This window comes from Liquorilactobacillus uvarum DSM 19971 (genome assembly GCF_001434935.1).
Lineage (GTDB): Bacteria > Bacillota > Bacilli > Lactobacillales > Lactobacillaceae > Liquorilactobacillus > Liquorilactobacillus uvarum.
In genome coordinates this window covers 1-16059 of sequence record NZ_AZEG01000002.1, presented here as the reverse complement: position 1 = coordinate 16059, position 16059 = coordinate 1, and the positions used below count along the sequence as shown (strand labels likewise).

Below are 16059 nucleotides of genomic sequence, written 5' to 3'. Positions count from 1 at the left end.
CTATTTAAAAATGAAAGAATTAACTGATAAAACATTTGAGAATGAAACAAGTACAGGAGTAACATTAACCGATTTTTGGGCTACTTGGTGCGGACCTTGTCGTATGCAGTCACCAGTTATTGAACAACTTGATGAAGAAATTGGTGATAAGGTATCTTTCAGCAAGGTTGATGTTGATCAAAATACGGATGTGGCAAGCAAATTTGGTATTATGAGCATCCCAACACTCCTTATCAAAAAAGATGGGGAAGTTGTTGACACTTTGGTTGGTTATCATCCTAAGGAACAGATTCAATCAAAATTGGAGCAGTACCTTTAATTCTTTATTAGATTTGTTTGATTAAAAAGAGCTTTCTGAGGACATACTAATGTTTTCACCCTCTGAGGGTGGGTACCTTTCATTGTCTGTTCGGAAGGCTTTTTATTTGGTCTTTTTTTTCTAATTTTACCTTTTTTAACAATTTAAAAGAGGTTTATAATTATTTTTATTAAGTTATTTTAATCTTATTTTCAATAATCTTTACAAAGTTTTATAAAAATTATGGTTGTAAATATTTCATTTTCGTGACATTCTAGATAATAGGTACTTTGTAACCTAGTTATTTTTTTGAAATTTAAAGCTAAATTCAAAAAATCAAAAAAATTTATGATGTTGGGAGGCATAATTTATGAATAAAAAACAGGCCCCTCTGATCAAAAATGAGATCTTGCGTTTTGTTTTGCGCACAGCACTGTATTTTGCGATTATGTTAGTTTTGGTTTATCTATACAATTACAGTGGGATAAACGGGCCGCATTTTATTTACAACGAGTTTTAGCCAGGGAGAGATAACAAATGAAAAAAAGTATCATTGAAAAAATTGATGGATATGCCATGACTGAACCTAACAGGGTTGCATATGAATACTTGGGGAAGATTAATACCTATAAAGAGTTAAAAGAGTATTCAGATGCGTTGGCAACTTATATCGATTCAATGGGATTAGCTGAGAAAACACCGATTATTGTTTACGGTGGACAAACTTTTGAAATGGTGGCGACTTTTCTAGGAGTGGTCAAATCAGGACATGCTTACATACCAGTTGACACAAATTCTCCAGGAGAACGGTTGACGATAATCAATCAAATTGCTGAGCCGGCTGCATGTATTGCCGTCGAGAAAATGCCTCTGTCACTAGCTGATATACCTGTGATTGAACCTGAAAAATTAAAAATGATTTTCAGTAACTCTGTTGAGGAACCGTCCAAGGACAAATGGGTTGCTGGCAGTGACATTTTTTATATTATTTTCACATCTGGAACGACAGGTGTTCCAAAGGGTGTTCAAATCAGTCATGATAATTTAGCAAGCTTTTTAGATTGGATGCAGAAGGATTTTGGAATTGAAGATAAATGCAACTTTTTATCTCAACCACCATATTCGTTCGATTTGTCAGTGATGGACCTGTACCCGGCCCTAACACGCGGTGGAAGGCTAGTAGCATTACCAAAAGCGGTCACTGATAATTTTAAAGAACTTTTTGCTGTTTTGCCGACTTTGGCTTTAAATGTCTGGGTTTCAACACCATCGTTTATTGATATTTGTTTGTTGGAGCCGCATTTTGATGAAGAACATTATCCGAGTTTGTCTCATTTTCTATTTTGTGGGGAAGAGTTAACACATAAGACTGCAGATACTTTACATTCTCGTTTTCCTCATGCACATATTTTTAATACGTACGGACCAACGGAAACAACGGTTGCTGTCAGTCAGGTCGAGATTACGAGTCAAGTTCTGGCAGACTATAAACGTCTGCCTATCGGATCACCAAAGAAAGACACTGTGATAAGGGTTGTGGATGATAAATTACATGATGTCCAAGAAGGACAAGATGGTGAGATTATCATCAGTGGACCTAGCGTGTCAAAAGGTTATCTGAATAATCCTGTAAAAACGAATCAGGCCTTTGTTGATTTGAAGGAACAGGTGGCTTATCGAACTGGTGATTTGGGTCAGCTTGACAGTAACGGACAATTATTGTACAAAGGCCGAATTGATTTTCAGATTAAATTGCATGGCTTTCGTATCGAATTAGAAGAAGTTGATCATCATTTGGATCAGGTTTCTCTGATTTCTCAAGCAACCACAGTTCCTAAATATGGCAAGGATCATAAAGTAAGTCAATTGATTGCGTATGTTACAGCTAAGAAAAATAATTTTACGAGCAATTTTGAATTGACAAAAGCAATTAAGCAAGAACTAAAAAATCTAATGATGCCTTATATGATGCCGCAAAGATTTGTTTATCTTGATACTTTACCACTAACATCTAATGGTAAAGTCGACCGCAAATGTTTGATCAAAGAGGTCAATAAATAATGCCGAATATTCAACCTTATCAAAATCCAACGTACTTTTTAATTTTAGGTGTAGCATTATTACCGATCATGATCGGTATGTTGTTTGGGAAAAAATTACATTGGTATCAAACATTGATTTCTTTTGCATTTCTAGTGTTAACTTTCGGTGGAGTAAAGTGGGAACAGGGAATTGCACTGATTGGTTATATTGTTTTTGAAGTTTGTTTAATAGGTTTGTATCATTTGTATCGCAAAAAGAAAAATGCTACATGGGTTTTTTGTTCAGCGGTTATTCTAGCGATTATTCCGCTGGTAATTGTAAAGGTTACGCCGGCATTTGAAAATGGGCGTGCATCCTTGATTGGTTTTTTGGGCATAAGTTATTTAACCTTCAAGGTTGTTCAAATGATAATGGAGATTCGTGATGGGATCATCAAGGAATTCAGACCCTGGCTAATACTTCAATTCTTATTGTTCTTTCCAACTATTTCATCAGGTCCGATAGATCGGTATCGACGCTTTACCAAGGATTACAATACAACGATAACGCGGGATAAATACTTGAACATGCTGGACAAGGGTGTCTGGTATATTTTCTTGGGATTTTTATATAAGTTTATTCTTGCTTATTTCTTTGGCTCAAGGCTCGAACCAATGGTTGAACAGTTGGCACTTAGTCATGGCGGAATGTCGTGGTGGGTGGTCGCATACATGTATGTGTATTCGATGGATTTATTTTTTGATTTTGCAGGGTACAGTTTATTTGCAGTGGGCATAAGTTATTTCATGGGTATCGAAACACCAATGAACTTCAATCGGCCTTTTAAGGCACATAATATTAAAGATTTCTGGAATAGATGGCATATGACTTTGTCATTTTGGTTCCGTGATTATATTTATATGCGGCTCGTTTTTTTCATAATGAAGAACAAACTGATTAAGAGTCGGATAACAATTGCGAACTTAGGGTACTTGACCTTATTCTTGATCATGGGTTTTTGGCATGGATTAACGTGGTATTACATCGTTTATGGTATTTTTCATGCTTGTGCTATCATTTTATGTGACGCATGGCTCAGGTTTAAGAAGAAACATCAAGCACATATTCCAAGTAATAAATTTACTGAGGGTCTTGCGATTTTTATAACCTTCAACACAGTTTGTTTTAGTTTTTTGATTTTCTCAGGTTTTTTAAACGTATTATTTTTCCACGGTGCTTTAAATTAAGATAAAGGGGATATTTAAAATGAAGGATCAAGTTATTGAAATTTTACAGAATTTAACAGGAAGCGACGAAGTTGGTAAGGATTTGGATGTTAATTTATTTGAGTCAGGGTTGTTAGATTCAATGGGGACAGTTCAGCTCTTATTAGAATTACAATCTCAATGTGGTATTGATGTACCGGTGTCTGAGTTTGAACGTAGTGAATGGGATACGCCTAATAAAATAATTGCGAAAGTTGAAAATATGCAGTAATGAATGTTTTCAAGAAGTTATTCAAAATTTTTGGACCGGTAATATTTGCGGCACTTTTTTTGTTTGTTTTTCTCATCTCCCCGTTCGGTGTCAAAAATATATCGCAAACAACGATCCAGAAAGCGGCACTTTCGCAATCACCTAATGTTTTCAAGGGAACTGCTGTAAAAGAAGCGGCTTTGTCTCAAAATTATGTTCCATTTTTTGGGTCATCAGAATTATCCCGTATGGATGCGCTACACCCATCAGTTCTGGCTCAAAAATATCATCGGAACTACCGCCCATTTCTTTTAGGATCGCCCGGAACACAATCATTGACGCATTATTGGGGGATGCAGGGAATTAGAAAGCAGCTTACGGGCAAAAAGGCTGTTTTCATTATCTCCCCGCAGTGGTTCGTTAAAAAAGGTGTTGATCCTAATGCTTTCAGCTTCTACTATTCGAATCTCGAAACAGTTGAATGGCTGCGTCATGCACGCAATACCCGCATGGATCGATATGCAGCGGAACGTCTGTTGACTATGCCTTCAGCTAGTTCATCAGATACGCTTAAAAAGTGTATCTTAGAAGTAGCAGCGGGACAAAAGCTGAGTTCTACCGAAAAAACGTATTTAGATTTAAAATACAATATGTTGAAGCATGAAGATCAAATGTTCTCAGTGATCACACTAAAAGACAGAAGGTCTTTGATTGAGGCTGGCGAAAAACAGTTACCGGACACGTATAATGTTGCTAAGTTGAATGAGGTTGCAGAGAATTTGGGCAAAGCGAATACAACTAATAACCGTTTCAATGTTAACAATAGTTTTTGGAATAAAAGGTTAAAAAAGAGTTATCAGAGATTAAAGAATGAACAAAGCAATTTCAGTTATATAAAATCTGTTGAATATTCAGATTTTGAATTAGTGCTGAATCAATTTGCAAAACAAAATACTAATGTGCTTTTTATAATTCCGCCAATCAATCAAAAATGGGCCGATTATACAGGTTTGTCGATGAATATGATACATCAGTTTAATCGAAAGATTAAGTATCAGCTGAACTCGCAAGGATTCAACAACGTTGTTGATTTAAGCGACGATGGATCCTCGCCTTATTTCATGCAAGATACGATTCATTTAGGTTGGAAAGGCTGGCTTAAAGTGGACCAGCATGTTAATCCATTTTTGAGCAAGAAACAAAAGGCACCAAGTTATAAAATCAATAATTATTTTTACACAAAGAACTGGCAGCAAAAAGCAAATATTACTCTGGAATAGATAGACAATATATATAGGGTAACAGTGGTTGAAGCATGTTTATTTTGACGAGCAGTTTGCTAAAATATGCTAATTCATAGGGATCTGGATCAAAAGTTACTTTTTGATTCAGATCTTTTTTACGTTTATATTGATTTTGATTCTAGGTCTATGCAGAAGAGACATTAATTTTGAATAATTAACATACAGAGGTTGTTGTTGCAAAATTCGCTACATGGGGGAGAGACGGTACATGTTAAAAAAGACTGTGCCCAAATAATGGCACAGTCTGAAGTGCAACACAAAACTCATATTGTTTTGTTAATCATTCTCCATTTTTTCCCGAGCTATTTCCGTCAAGTGAAGTGGTTCTTGTTCTGGGATAAGATTAGGATCGATTGTATCGTTTGGATCTAACTGATTAAGGAAAGTCACAATGTTTTTGCGCTTGTCTATATCCTTGATAATTGTTTCTGAAATAAAACCGCGTTGATTTTGAATTGTTTCAGCGATAAAACCTGCTTCAAGCAGAAAATCCACTTTTGAATTGTTTTTAAGCCGCTGTTTAATTATTGTACCTTCTAATTTAAAGGTTTGCTGTTTTTTATCACTTTTTATTTTTTTCAATTCGCCCCAGTTTGCCTGTTTGAAAAATAAAGAAAGATCCTCTTCAGTGGCTAGAAGAAATTCACGTGCAAGTTTTTTCCCTGACCAGTATAAAATATTAGCATTGTCGCCAATTAAGTCTGGGAGTAAGGTATCGCGTATAAGTGCATATCCAAACATCGTTGTTTGTTCATTATTGTTGAGCAATTCGTGGAAAAGTTTAACATCCATGGCTAGTCTCCTCTGTTAAAATCTATCTTTAATTATACCTTGATGCTTTATAAAACAAAGGACAAAATTGAAATTTTAACCAATTTAGATCAATTTGAAGTACTGGAAAGGAGTTGGAAAATGTATTATATTTGTAAAAGTAGTAAAATGATTATTCAGAGATGGGGTGTAGTCAAATGACAACGATCTTGATAGCCACAAAAAATGAAGGCAAAGCTAGAGAATTCAGGGCTTTTTTTGAACCTAAAGGATTCAAAGTCAAAACTTTAAATGAAATGGGAAACTTGCCGAAGATTATTGAAAACGGAAAAACCTTTGAAAAAAATGCGCTTATTAAGTCAAAAATTTTAAGCGATAAATTAGGCATCCCTGTTTTAGCGGACGATTCAGGACTGATGGTCGATGCTCTGAATGGCGCTCCAGGTATTTTCTCAGCACGCTATGCGGGCGACCACGATGATAAAGCAAATAATGGAAAATTGCTGTGTGAATTGAAGGATGTGCCGTTATCTAAAAGAACGGCAGTTTTTCATACATCCTTAGTCGTAACAAGCACATCTAAGGAGCCGCTCATTGTTGAAGGAAATGTAAAAGGTCTCATTCTAACTAAAAAGCAGGGTGAGGATGGGTTCGGCTATGATCCGTTGTTTTATCTGCCGGAATTGAAGAAAACATTTGCTGAGTTAACACCTGCTGAGAAGAATAAAGTAAGTCATCGCGGGAAAGCTGTTCAAGCTTTAAACGAACATTTTGATGATTGGTGGAAAAGATAATGAGCGAGAAAACAAAAATATTAGTAGTTAGCGACAATCACGGTGATCATCAAATATTAGAAAGTCTAATTTCAAAATATAAGACCAAAGTAAATGCAATGTTTCACTGCGGTGATTCAGAGTTTTCCCCTGATGATGAAGTTTTTAATTATTTTAAAGTTGTCACAGGAAACTGCGATTACGACCCACGGTTCGCAGAGTATCTTGTAAGTGATGTTGATGGAACACGCGTTTTATTAACACATGGTCATTTGCTGCGTGTCAATACAGGTTTAGAGCGTCTGGGGCTTTTGGCACAAGAGAAACAGGCACAGATTGCTTTGTTTGGCCATACTCACCGTTTAGGCGCTGAGTATGTTCATGGCTGCCTCTTCCTTAACCCAGGCAGTATAAGCTATCCACGTGGAGAATACAGTGCTTTGGGTGGAACCTATGCGATCATTGAAGTAAGTGCTGAACAATTTGAAATCTGCTACTATGACCGTAGTTTTACAAAGATTCCAGATCTTCAATTTGCTTTTCCAAGAAAATGAAGTCAAAAAGCTAAAGAGGGCAGTTGTTTGCGAAATGAATTGAAGCGGCTCTACATTAAACTATTAAAATGGAGTGTGACAGTTTTAATCTTATTTGTATCAAAACAGATTTTGGGTTACAATTGGTTGAGCTTAGTTGTTGTGGCAGGCTGTCTGTACTGTCTCTTTATTTTTATAATCTGTGTGTATCTGCAGATAGAGATTCTCAAAAAATAATCTTGACAATTACTGAGTACAATGTATAATTATAAGAGTAATTTTGCCCGTTGGTCAAATTGGTTAAGACGTCGCCCTCTCAAGGCGGAGTTACGGGTTCGATCCCCGTACGGGTGATAATAGTATCTCTTTTTAATGATAGGAGATGGGCCAAAACTATGTTTTGGCCCATTTTTATTGCTATACTAAGCTTTTTTAGAGCGCCAAGGGTTATAATCTATGGAACATATTAAGAGTAAAGTACTTTTTATAGATCAGTTCACAAATTTTTCAGTGTAGAAAAGAATTAATTGAAAATTGATAGATAGAAGAAAGTCTTGAATGAGTTAGCAGATTAAATAAATTGATACTATAGTTTAAACTGCTATAATTGAATATGAAGTCGGTCGTTGGGCTTTATACGATAAATGAGTGGTTAGTAAAGGAGGAGTGACATGCTGAGAAAGACTAAAAACTTTTTACAGGCAAACAACATAAACTATAAAAAAGAGCACGTCAATCCACTGATTGTTCCGGAAAAGGTTTATGTTTTAAAATTCGGGAAAACAACACTTAACAATCGTTTTATCGTTGAGCACACCTATACTTGGACAGGTAGGATCAAGATAAACAAGATTTCGTTGCGTCTGCATGGACAGAAGAGTCCGCGAGAGTTTCCTAATGAAACCGAATTGCTGCATTATCTGAAGAGAAACATCAAACGTTATAACACAGACGTTAAAGAATAATAAGCAACGATTAAAAGCTGGAGCAATATTTTTAGATTAGTTGCCCCAGCTTTTGCTATAGTAATATTTTTATAAGCCAAGCAGCAATACTAATAACGATCTTTTTTGAAATCCTATTGACAAAAAGGCAAAAATCTATTATTATAAAATAGTTGATTTTTGGGCATTCGCCAAATTGGTAAGGCAGCGGACTCTGAATCCGCAATTTACTGGTTCGAGCCCAGTATGCCCAATTAACACTTCGTAAACGCTGGTAAATCTTCGTAAATCGTTGATTTATCGGCGTTTTTGTTTTTGTGTTTTAGTACCACATGGTGACCTTTTTGAAAGTTTGTTAGCCTTCTGTTAGCCTCGAAATCAAAAGTTAACGTAATTGGTAAATTTGTTGGCAATCTCATTTTTCCGCTTTTGAGTAACAGCAGCATAGATGTTCATGGTAGTTCGAAAATCACGATGTCCTAGCTGTTGTTGTACCTCTTTGATAGAAAGACCTGACTCTATCGCTAAAGTTGCATATGTGTGCCTAAAACCATGTGTAGTAATCTTTTTCAAATCATATTTTTTTATAACATGATAAAGCCATATAGTAGGTTTTACTGGTTGCAACATAGTGTTATTTCTTGAAGTGAAAATTAGTTGTTCTGGTTTAAGAGAATTAAATCCTAGTATCAAAAGTTCTTTTTGCTGCTGGAAGCGCCACTGTTTTACAATTTCTATAGTCTTCTTATCAACAAAAACTATTCTGTTACTTTCATAAGTTTTAGGTGTCTGGATCACTAAGCCTTTTTCTCCACGTGACTGTGTTTTGTTTACAGAAATCGTGTTCCTATCAAAGTCAATATCGTTGTAAGTTAATGCTAGAGCTTCTGATTTCCTTAATCCGCTAAAAGCTAGCAATCTAAAAAAGGTATATGCTTTAAAATTATCATCATCGTACAAACAATTTAAAAAGTGTTTTAGTTCATCAAGATCATAATAATTGTCTTGCATAGTTGAAACTGGTTTAGATTTTTCGCGTGGGCGGATAATGTTATCTACAGGATTTTCAGTTATAAGTTTCATTCTCATTGCGTATTTGAAAACACGAGATACATTGTTAATAAAAACTTTGTATTTGGTGAAGCCATTATTAAACCAATCATCAACTGCTTTTTGGCATTGCATAGTGGTTATTTTAGCTAGTGGTAAATTTCCAAAGACTGGTAAAATATGCAAATGAAATATTTCTTTTGTTTTAACCCAAGTAGACTCTTTAACAGTATTCTGGTACAATTCAAACCATGAATGATAAACTTCTGAAAAAGTAATTTTATTATTATCGGTAAAGCCATGATTACGGATGTTCTCCTCTAAGCGAGCAGCTGCAATTTTGGCTTCTTTTTTTGTTTCAAAACCTTGCCGCTTTGTTATGATTTGTTTACCAGAAGGATCACGACCCTCAAAAACTTGAAATTTCCATAATTTATTTCCGCTTTTAGTTTTATATTGTTTAAATGAAGCCATCGTATTATCTCTCCTCAATAAGTTTGCTGGCGACAAGTGACTTATTTTTTAGAGAGGGGCTTGTTACTAGGCAAAACCTCCTTTATAATATGCGAATAGAGGGTATTAACCCTTACGTTTTTCGTTAATAGCGCATCCCATACTTTGGTCGGTGGGGGATGTGTTTTTTGTGTTTTAAATTAGTTTTTTCTACAAAATTCCTGATATCTATTAAAACTATCTTCATCTTGTGCTATTTTAGCTAGTTCATTTTGATATTTAAGGTTTTCAATTTGAACTCGTTCTTGTAGAGCATCTTTATTTGCAATATTTAAAATAAAGTTTTGAAGAGCTTGTGTTGCCGGTTTGCCAAGTGCTTCCTTTAGATTAAAGCCTAAAAGTTGTAATGTTTTTATTAACTCGGGAGATAAAAGTGCTTTGATTTTTTCAAAATTTTCTGGATCGAACTTGTCTGGATCGGAAATTCTTTTTAAAATTGGAATTATTTTTTCAGAAATATAAGAGATATCTTCAGCAGAAATTGTTTGAGACTCTAGTTTATCATTTATAAGTGTTTGATTTTGCACCAAAGCATTTTGATTATCAATTAGCTTGGTTATAATTATATTTAATTGGTCTATAGTTTCTTGTTTATTTTTATTAGCTCTTGCCCTTTCGAGTTTTATACTTACCTCAGAGAGTAATGCTTTACCCGCCTCTAAGGCAATAGTCGTATTTTCTGGGGTGATTATATTATTCAGATCCATGCATAAAATCCTCCTTAAACACTTTCTGATTAATCTCCGTAATCATCGGATGCTTTACCTTTATCTTGTAAATTAGTTGTTACCATTGCTGGTATTGTTATTTTTTCACCAGAGGTAGATTCATATGAAGTTGTGCCGGCACTTTTGCCATAAACAGTTACTAAGTCATTTTCCAAAACTCTTGATCCATTTAAAATTTTGTTTTTCATATCAACCAAAATAATGTTGTCACTGTCGCCGTCTACAGCTAGACGTAATTCTGTGTAACTACCATCTTCGATAACTTGAATAACTTCCCCGGTAAAGGTAACTTTTTCACCCTTGTATTGTTTAGGAGTACGAGCTAATTGGTCGTAAGTAATTCCAGTATTATATGATGATGTATCATTATCAGAATTTGTGGAACTAGAACTAGCGCTTGAACTAGAACTTGAACTAGAACTTGAACTAGAACTTGAAACAGAGCTTGAACTAGATGATGAACTACTACTTGATGATTTCTTGTCTAAAGTTTTATAGTATGCTTCTTGTTTAGAACTGATAGTAAGAGTTACAGGTTTAAAATGTTTCTTGGCAGCAGAAACAATCTTTTTTGAAATTTCAGGTTCTGTCCATTTTTTGTTATAGTTGCTGATTGCAAAAACCTCTGTCTTTGTTGCAAGACCTTCTTTTTCATCTCCGTCAACTAAACTGACAGGGTCGACAAGTACTGTGAACTTACCATTTTTAACTTTTGCCCATGAAGCAAGAGATTTAGATTCTGAAGCAACTTCTCCATAATTTAAACTACTGCTTTCAGATGGTGTCACGACTATTTTCGTACCATCAGGCGCCTTACTTGTTCCTGATAGAATCCAATTATCATCATCACTTTCAGCAATCTTGGTAACTTTTGCCGAATAAAGTTTATGATTCCCAACCTTTGGTCCAGAACTTGCAGCTGATGCGTCATTGCTACATCCTGCTAATAACAAGCCAAGCATTATGGCCCCTGTGAGTGCAAAACCTTTTTTCATTTTTAAATCCCCCTAAAACTTCAGCTTTTAATGTCTTCAGAATTTGGACTAAGTATTTGTTAATAAAAATCATAAATCATTATGTATGTGTATCTGAGATGTGTTATATTTTACTCAGATATGAATTATTCAGCCCTAGTTGTGATTGTCAGTCCATGCTAGGGCTTTTTGTTTTTATTATAAATCACTCGTGTATCTTATTGCTTTGCCCAGTATTCTAGCTGGATTATTTTTGTCGGCAATGATAGGGTCAAAATCTGGATTTTCAGGCATTAAAAACATGGTTCCGTTGACACGCTTTATTCTTTTGAGAGTGGCTTCATTATCCTCAGTCATTAAAACTGCAGCTATTTCGCTATCTTCCACATCAGATTGCAAACGTATTAACACTTTTGAGCCATTAGGTATTGTTGGCTTCATTGAATTTCCCTTAGCTTTTAAATAAAATAGCTTACCAGATGGCAAATCTTCAGTGGGCTCATCTACATAGCTTTCTATGTTTTCTTCTGCCAAGATTGGATCTCCACAGGCAATTGTTCCTAGCAATGGTATTTTGATAGTTTTTGTTACAGGAATTAAATTTTGTGGTGTTGGAAAGAAATAGTTGATACTGACTTTGAAAATATCAGCAAGTTGGAAAAGTACATCTTGGTTAGCTTTACGCGCGCCAGTTTCATATCTGCTTATGGTAACCCTCGTGGTTTTTAATTTGGATGCTAAAGTATCCTGGTCCATCCCTCTTGATTCACGTAGTTCTCTTATTTTGCTGCCAACATATTTAGATAATTCCAAAAATCACACCTCATTTCTATAGCTACAGTATACAACAATGATTACCGTTTTGGAATATTTTTTTGTTATTTAGTATAAAAGTGTTGCAAAATTACCATAATGGTATTATATTATTCTTGTACCATAACGGTACATTTATAGGAAAGGAGATTTAGATATGCAATTGGTACTGTATAACTTGAGAAAAAATGAGAAACATGTAACTCAGGAAGAAATTGCAAACTATCTTGGTATAAGTGCAAATGCCTATCGCGCTAAAGAAAAAGGTGTTCGCGAATTTTCTCAGGACGAAATGTTTGCCCTATCAAGATATTTTGGCAAGACAATGGACGAAATTTTTTTGCCTCGTAAGTACCAAATTGGTACAAAAATGTGACTGAGAAAGGGGTATGATCATGAAAATTCTTAAACAATTTAGCAATGAAAGCATCAACTTACCAACTCTTATTAAAGATAACGGTGAAATTAATTTTGATGCTGAACAAGCTGCGATTGGGTTAGGTATTTCATTCGTTGCCAAAAGTGGCAACGTCGTAGTCAGGTGGGAACGAGTTAATAAGTATTTAAAATTGTCCACTTCTGGACAACAGCTAAAACGTGGTGATTTCATCACTGAGCCGCAATTCTACAAGTTGGCAATTAAAGCAAATAACCAAACTGCTGAAAAATTTCAAGAATGGGTTACCGAAGAAGTGTTACCAGCCATCAGAAAAACTGGCAGTTATTCTGAACATGCTAAGTTACCACAAACTCCAATGGAAGCCTTGCAACTAATGTTTGAAGCCCAAAAAGATTCAAACGAAAAAGTTGAAAAGGTCGAGAAACGAGTTGATGATCTTGAAGAAAATCAAGTCATCCCTCAAGGCGATTATAGTTACATCGGTCGCCGTATCGGTCAACGAGTTACGGAAGTAGGTCGTGGCTTTGGAAAATTAACATCACAACAACGTGGTGAACTGTTTAAGGATATCAACAGTGGTGTTAAGAAGATTGCTGGTGTTGGGTCACGTTCCCAGCTTCGTACTAAGCATTATCAAATGGTTGTTGATTTTATTAACGACTGGGAGCCTGCAACAGCAACTAAAACTGTTGTGCGACAAATGTCACTTGATATTGATGATGAACCAGCATAGGGGGGTGAGCGTATGGCTGAGATCAATTTGAAGCTGTCTGATGGTTTTGAAAAAGAGATAACCCAAATAGTCGTAAAGGCGGTAAAAACTGCTCAGAGCGAATCACAAGGGGTAAAAACATACCCTGAGTACATGTCCATTATTCAAACGTGTGAGTACGCAAATATAGGTCGATCAACACTTGAACAAAATTGGATAAAAAAACGTGGTTTACCAACTATCTCAGTTGGAGGGCTTACAAGAATTAAAAAAAGTGACTTAGATACGTTCCTTTCTGAATTTAAATAATTACAAGTCTGGCGGCAAGTGATTGAGGAATGTATACGAGACAGGGGGAAATAAGCATGCTTAATTTATGGCCGTTTATATTTGGTCAGTGGCCGGCAATAGTTATTCCTTTAGTGGGATTAGTACTGTTTGGGGTTAGTGGTTTCATGAGTGATCTAATTTGGGGTGTTTGGGATTGGCTGCATAAAAAATGAGCCTATCGCAAGTAGGCTCAAATAAAACTAACACACTTAAATTTTAGCACACAGGAGCAATTATGGAAAATGAACGTTTCTCAGGACATTTGACAAATGTAACGATTGACAAAGATCTTGTCACGATGAAAATTGATGATTTTGATGGCTTAATTAATCTTTTTCGTAAAGGAAAGATTGATTTTGACATCATACCTCATTCAAAAGATTTGATATCAGGAATACAGAGGCGAAAAGCTTACGCAATGATTCGTGATATTTGTGAGTATCAAGGCTATGTTCAAGTTTTTGAGCGTGAAAAGCAGAAAAAGAAACTAAAAGAAGAGTTTTGTGAGAATAGCGGCTATCAAATGTTCAGCCTAAGTGATTGCAAGAAAGATGTTGCTACACAGTTTATTTCTTTTCTGGTTGAGTACTGTTTCGAGTATGACGTACCATTCCAATTCAAAGACTTGGTAAACACTTTTGATACCGAGCGAAGAGTTTACTTGTGCTTACTTCATAGGCGTTGTACTGCATGTGGGGTAACTAAAGATATTCAAATAAATCATGAGGACACTGTAGGCAGCGGAAATAATCGCAATCACCTTGATCATCGGCAACATAGGCTCGAAGCATTGTGTGCGAATTGTCATGCAAGGTTTCATCGTATCGGAGCTGAGTCGTTTTACGAAGAACAACATTTTCACGGAATTAAGTTGAGCGATGAAATGTTAATCAGTATGAAGTTAATGTCACGGAAACAGATGCAAGAGTTTGATGAGCAATATAAACGTGAAGAAATGGAACAGCGGTTAATCAGCGGCACTGAATGGAGGGAAACAAGATGAAAGAGCAGCCTAGTTATTATTCAATTCTGACTGCAAATGTTAGATATGATTCCAGATTGAAAGGCGATGAAAAAGTTTTGTTTAGTGAGATTACAGCTTTAGCGACTAAACAAGGATTTTGCTACGCCACTAACTCATATTTTGTAGATGTATTTTCCAATGTGACGAAGGGAACAATTTCAAGGAGAATTAATCATCTCAAGGAATTAGGGTACTTAAAAATCGTATTAATCAGGGATGAAAATAAGCAGATTAAGCAACGAAGAATGTATCCAACAACTGACCCTATTATCAATTCTGATGATACCCCTATACGCAAAACAGAGGGGGACCCTATAGTCAGTTCTGATGATACCCCTATAGTCAGAACTGATAAAGGTAGTACTACAAGGTCTTTTAATACTACAAGGGTTAACAGTAGTAGTAGTACGCGCACAGAATCTCAAAAAACTGAAACAAAAGAATTAAGACCTAATGCTTTTCTTTACTTACAACAAAAAAGGATTCCTCTTAGCGGAATATCACAGCCTGTTTTTCTTGATTTCATCAGTGAACTAGGAAATGAAGTCGTGGTACATGCAATTGATTATATGCTAGATAATGGAGCATCGTCATTTAGCTATCTGCGTAAAATACTTAACAGCTATTCTAAACACAATATCAAGACTGTAAAAGATGCTTTGAAATACGAGGAAGAATATAAGCAAAAACAGCAAAATAAAATTTATGGAAAACCGGTTATCCAAAAGGAGACGTTGCCTGATTGGTCACATAAGTCTGGACCACAAGTAAGTGACGAAGAACGTGCAGCAATCAAAAAAAGACTACAGAAATTTCACAAAAAGGAGATAAATTAAATGAACAGAGAAATCGAGTTTAGAGGTGTTCCAAGTATAACAAAAGATGAGATTGAGTATGCTGACATTCCACTAAAAAATGGTATTGTGTATGGCAATTATTCAGACGGATGTATTTTAGGGCCAGTCATTGAAGTTACTGATGAATACATCGCTCATAAGTGGTGGTGCTCAATTGTAGATGGAACTCTTGAGCAGTATATAGGCTTGAAAGATAAAAATGGCAATAAAATTTATGAAGGAAATATTATCAAAAGTACTGAATCGACTGGAGCATGGACAACTAGGAGCAAACTGTATGAAGTTATTTTTAATCGCTCTAGTGCCCAATTTCAATTGCAAGATTTAAAAGATAAAAGATGCTTATACAGCTTTTTTGGTGGTGGACCAGGAAGTAATATCCTTGAAGTTATAGGCGACATTCACAATAACCCAGAGCTATTGGAGGCAGGGAAATGAACAGGCGTATACGAAATAAATACGAAAAAATTTTCTTTATAAGGTAGATTGCAAATTTAATCCGAATTTTTTGACAAATTGGTCAGCATGACCTGATAA

General features: G+C 35.6%; 21 protein-coding genes and 2 tRNA genes. 18 read left to right on the top strand and 5 right to left on the bottom strand.

Translation table 11 applies throughout. From position 1 onward, the window contains the following. The first annotated feature begins 10 nt into the window (after positions 1-10). From trxA to dltD, 6 genes are all read left to right on the top strand, one after another. The gene (gene trxA, locus FD20_RS01100; protein WP_057735712.1) at positions 11-319 is read left to right on the top strand and encodes a thioredoxin; all 309 of its coding nucleotides are present in this window, start codon (positions 11-13) and stop codon (positions 317-319) included. Positions 320-668: 349 nt separating this feature from the next. Beyond that, the gene (locus FD20_RS12925) at positions 669-818 is read left to right on the top strand and encodes a teichoic acid D-Ala incorporation-associated protein DltX (RefSeq protein WP_083488999.1); all 150 of its coding nucleotides are present in this window, start codon (positions 669-671) and stop codon (positions 816-818) included. A gap of 17 nt (positions 819-835) precedes the next feature. Then, positions 836-2359: a D-alanine--poly(phosphoribitol) ligase subunit DltA gene (gene dltA / locus FD20_RS01095; protein ID WP_057735711.1), complete on the top strand. Its 1524-nt coding sequence runs from the start codon at positions 836-838 to the stop codon at positions 2357-2359. Continuing rightward, entirely contained in the window at positions 2359-3567 is a 1209-nt protein-coding gene (gene dltB / locus FD20_RS01090) for a D-alanyl-lipoteichoic acid biosynthesis protein DltB (RefSeq protein ID WP_057735710.1), read from the top strand. Before dltA ends, dltB begins: the two co-directional genes overlap by 1 nt. 19 nt (positions 3568-3586) lie before the next feature. After that, positions 3587-3817, top strand: a complete 231-nt coding sequence (gene dltC, locus FD20_RS01085) for a D-alanine--poly(phosphoribitol) ligase subunit DltC (protein ID WP_057735708.1) — start codon at positions 3587-3589, stop codon at positions 3815-3817. After that, a complete protein-coding gene (gene dltD / locus FD20_RS01080; RefSeq protein ID WP_057735707.1) occupies positions 3817-5076 on the top strand; it encodes a D-alanyl-lipoteichoic acid biosynthesis protein DltD in 1260 nt (419 codons plus the stop codon). The genes dltC and dltD overlap by 1 nt, the downstream gene beginning before the upstream one ends. A gap of 300 nt (positions 5077-5376) precedes the next feature. Here dltD and FD20_RS01075 read toward each other — a convergent pair whose 3' ends face one another. Beyond that, positions 5377-5892, bottom strand: a complete 516-nt coding sequence (locus FD20_RS01075) for a YslB family protein (protein WP_057735706.1) — start codon at positions 5890-5892, stop codon at positions 5377-5379. Between the two features lie 176 nt (positions 5893-6068). Between FD20_RS01075 and FD20_RS01070 the strand changes: the two genes are divergently transcribed. The 5 genes from FD20_RS01070 (at position 6069) to FD20_RS01050 (ending at position 8375) form a co-directional block, all read left to right on the top strand. Continuing rightward, positions 6069-6665, top strand: coding sequence for an XTP/dITP diphosphatase (locus FD20_RS01070; RefSeq protein WP_057735704.1), 597 nt, complete (start codon positions 6069-6071; stop codon positions 6663-6665). Then, complete coding sequence (locus FD20_RS01065) at positions 6665-7198, top strand: metallophosphoesterase (protein ID WP_057735703.1); 534 nt, start codon at positions 6665-6667, stop codon at positions 7196-7198. Before FD20_RS01070 ends, FD20_RS01065 begins: the two co-directional genes overlap by 1 nt. A 260-nt stretch (positions 7199-7458) precedes the next feature. After that, positions 7459-7531: transfer RNA gene (locus FD20_RS01060), tRNA-Glu, on the top strand. Positions 7532-7848: 317 nt separating this feature from the next. Continuing rightward, a complete protein-coding gene (locus FD20_RS01055; RefSeq protein ID WP_057735701.1) occupies positions 7849-8142 on the top strand; it encodes a hypothetical protein in 294 nt (97 codons plus the stop codon). 160 nt (positions 8143-8302) lie between these two features. Continuing rightward, positions 8303-8375, top strand: a tRNA-Gln gene (locus tag FD20_RS01050). A 124-nt stretch (positions 8376-8499) separates the two neighbouring features. Here the strand turns inward: FD20_RS01050 and FD20_RS01045 are convergent. From FD20_RS01045 to FD20_RS01030, 4 genes are all read right to left on the bottom strand, one after another. After that, positions 8500-9645 carry a tyrosine-type recombinase/integrase gene (locus tag FD20_RS01045; protein ID WP_057735699.1) on the bottom strand — a complete coding sequence of 382 codons (1146 nt, stop codon included), beginning with the start codon at positions 9643-9645 and terminating at the stop codon, positions 8500-8502. Between the two features lie 179 nt (positions 9646-9824). Further along, complete coding sequence (locus FD20_RS01040) at positions 9825-10391, bottom strand: hypothetical protein (RefSeq protein ID WP_057735698.1); 567 nt, start codon at positions 10389-10391, stop codon at positions 9825-9827. Between the two features lie 29 nt (positions 10392-10420). Beyond that, on the bottom strand, positions 10421-11407 hold the full coding sequence (locus FD20_RS13715) for a hypothetical protein (RefSeq protein WP_057735697.1): 987 nt from the start codon (positions 11405-11407) through the stop codon (positions 10421-10423). Between the two features lie 177 nt (positions 11408-11584). Next, positions 11585-12199, bottom strand: coding sequence for a LexA family protein (locus FD20_RS01030; protein ID WP_057735695.1), 615 nt, complete (start codon positions 12197-12199; stop codon positions 11585-11587). Between the two features lie 157 nt (positions 12200-12356). On the opposite strand from FD20_RS01030, the gene FD20_RS01025 reads away from it, so the two are divergent. The 7 genes from FD20_RS01025 to FD20_RS01000 all read left to right on the top strand — a co-directional run bounded on the left by FD20_RS01025 (position 12357) and on the right by FD20_RS01000 (position 15960). Next, on the top strand, positions 12357-12575 hold the full coding sequence (locus FD20_RS01025) for a helix-turn-helix transcriptional regulator (RefSeq protein WP_057735694.1): 219 nt from the start codon (positions 12357-12359) through the stop codon (positions 12573-12575). Positions 12576-12594: 19 nt separating this feature from the next. Next, the gene (locus FD20_RS01020; protein ID WP_057735692.1) at positions 12595-13332 is read left to right on the top strand and encodes a BRO family protein; all 738 of its coding nucleotides are present in this window, start codon (positions 12595-12597) and stop codon (positions 13330-13332) included. 12 nt (positions 13333-13344) lie between these two features. After that, entirely contained in the window at positions 13345-13620 is a 276-nt protein-coding gene (locus FD20_RS01015; RefSeq protein WP_057735691.1) for a helix-turn-helix domain-containing protein, read from the top strand. A gap of 56 nt (positions 13621-13676) precedes the next feature. After that, the gene (locus FD20_RS13255) at positions 13677-13814 is read left to right on the top strand and encodes a hypothetical protein (RefSeq protein WP_157060816.1); all 138 of its coding nucleotides are present in this window, start codon (positions 13677-13679) and stop codon (positions 13812-13814) included. A gap of 62 nt (positions 13815-13876) precedes the next feature. Further along, positions 13877-14644, top strand: a complete 768-nt coding sequence (locus tag FD20_RS01010; RefSeq protein ID WP_083488998.1) for a putative HNHc nuclease — start codon at positions 13877-13879, stop codon at positions 14642-14644. Continuing rightward, positions 14641-15501, top strand: a complete 861-nt coding sequence (locus tag FD20_RS01005; RefSeq protein WP_057735689.1) for a DnaD domain protein — start codon at positions 14641-14643, stop codon at positions 15499-15501. The genes FD20_RS01010 and FD20_RS01005 overlap by 4 nt, the downstream gene beginning before the upstream one ends. Continuing rightward, positions 15502-15960, top strand: coding sequence for a YopX family protein (locus FD20_RS01000; protein WP_057735687.1), 459 nt, complete (start codon positions 15502-15504; stop codon positions 15958-15960). Positions 15961-16059 lie beyond the last annotated feature (99 nt).

What these genes read in the sequence shown, in the direction of transcription:
- FD20_RS01065 (WP_057735703.1), top strand. Translation starts at nt 6,665, where the DNA reads ATGAGCGAGAAAACAAAAATATTAGTAGTTAGCGACAATCACGGTGAT.
- FD20_RS13255 (WP_157060816.1), top strand. Translation starts at nt 13,677, where the DNA reads ATGCTTAATTTATGGCCGTTTATATTTGGTCAGTGGCCGGCAATAGTT.
- dltC (WP_057735708.1), top strand. Translation starts at nt 3,587, where the DNA reads ATGAAGGATCAAGTTATTGAAATTTTACAGAATTTAACAGGAAGCGAC.
- FD20_RS01020 (WP_057735692.1), top strand. Translation starts at nt 12,595, where the DNA reads ATGAAAATTCTTAAACAATTTAGCAATGAAAGCATCAACTTACCAACT.
- FD20_RS01025 (WP_057735694.1), top strand. Translation starts at nt 12,357, where the DNA reads ATGCAATTGGTACTGTATAACTTGAGAAAAAATGAGAAACATGTAACT.
- FD20_RS01015 (WP_057735691.1), top strand. Translation starts at nt 13,345, where the DNA reads ATGGCTGAGATCAATTTGAAGCTGTCTGATGGTTTTGAAAAAGAGATA.
- trxA (WP_057735712.1), top strand. Translation starts at nt 11, where the DNA reads ATGAAAGAATTAACTGATAAAACATTTGAGAATGAAACAAGTACAGGA.
- FD20_RS01040 (WP_057735698.1), bottom strand. Translation starts at nt 10,391, where the DNA reads ATGGATCTGAATAATATAATCACCCCAGAAAATACGACTATTGCCTTA.
- FD20_RS13715 (WP_057735697.1), bottom strand. Translation starts at nt 11,407, where the DNA reads ATGAAAAAAGGTTTTGCACTCACAGGGGCCATAATGCTTGGCTTGTTA.
- FD20_RS12925 (WP_083488999.1), top strand. Translation starts at nt 669, where the DNA reads ATGAATAAAAAACAGGCCCCTCTGATCAAAAATGAGATCTTGCGTTTT.
- dltA (WP_057735711.1), top strand. Translation starts at nt 836, where the DNA reads ATGAAAAAAAGTATCATTGAAAAAATTGATGGATATGCCATGACTGAA.
- dltB (WP_057735710.1), top strand. Translation starts at nt 2,359, where the DNA reads ATGCCGAATATTCAACCTTATCAAAATCCAACGTACTTTTTAATTTTA.
- FD20_RS01070 (WP_057735704.1), top strand. Translation starts at nt 6,069, where the DNA reads ATGACAACGATCTTGATAGCCACAAAAAATGAAGGCAAAGCTAGAGAA.
- FD20_RS01075 (WP_057735706.1), bottom strand. Translation starts at nt 5,892, where the DNA reads ATGGATGTTAAACTTTTCCACGAATTGCTCAACAATAATGAACAAACA.
- FD20_RS01005 (WP_057735689.1), top strand. Translation starts at nt 14,641, where the DNA reads ATGAAAGAGCAGCCTAGTTATTATTCAATTCTGACTGCAAATGTTAGA.
- FD20_RS01000 (WP_057735687.1), top strand. Translation starts at nt 15,502, where the DNA reads ATGAACAGAGAAATCGAGTTTAGAGGTGTTCCAAGTATAACAAAAGAT.
- FD20_RS01055 (WP_057735701.1), top strand. Translation starts at nt 7,849, where the DNA reads ATGCTGAGAAAGACTAAAAACTTTTTACAGGCAAACAACATAAACTAT.
- FD20_RS01045 (WP_057735699.1), bottom strand. Translation starts at nt 9,645, where the DNA reads ATGGCTTCATTTAAACAATATAAAACTAAAAGCGGAAATAAATTATGG.
- FD20_RS01010 (WP_083488998.1), top strand. Translation starts at nt 13,877, where the DNA reads ATGGAAAATGAACGTTTCTCAGGACATTTGACAAATGTAACGATTGAC.
- dltD (WP_057735707.1), top strand. Translation starts at nt 3,817, where the DNA reads ATGAATGTTTTCAAGAAGTTATTCAAAATTTTTGGACCGGTAATATTT.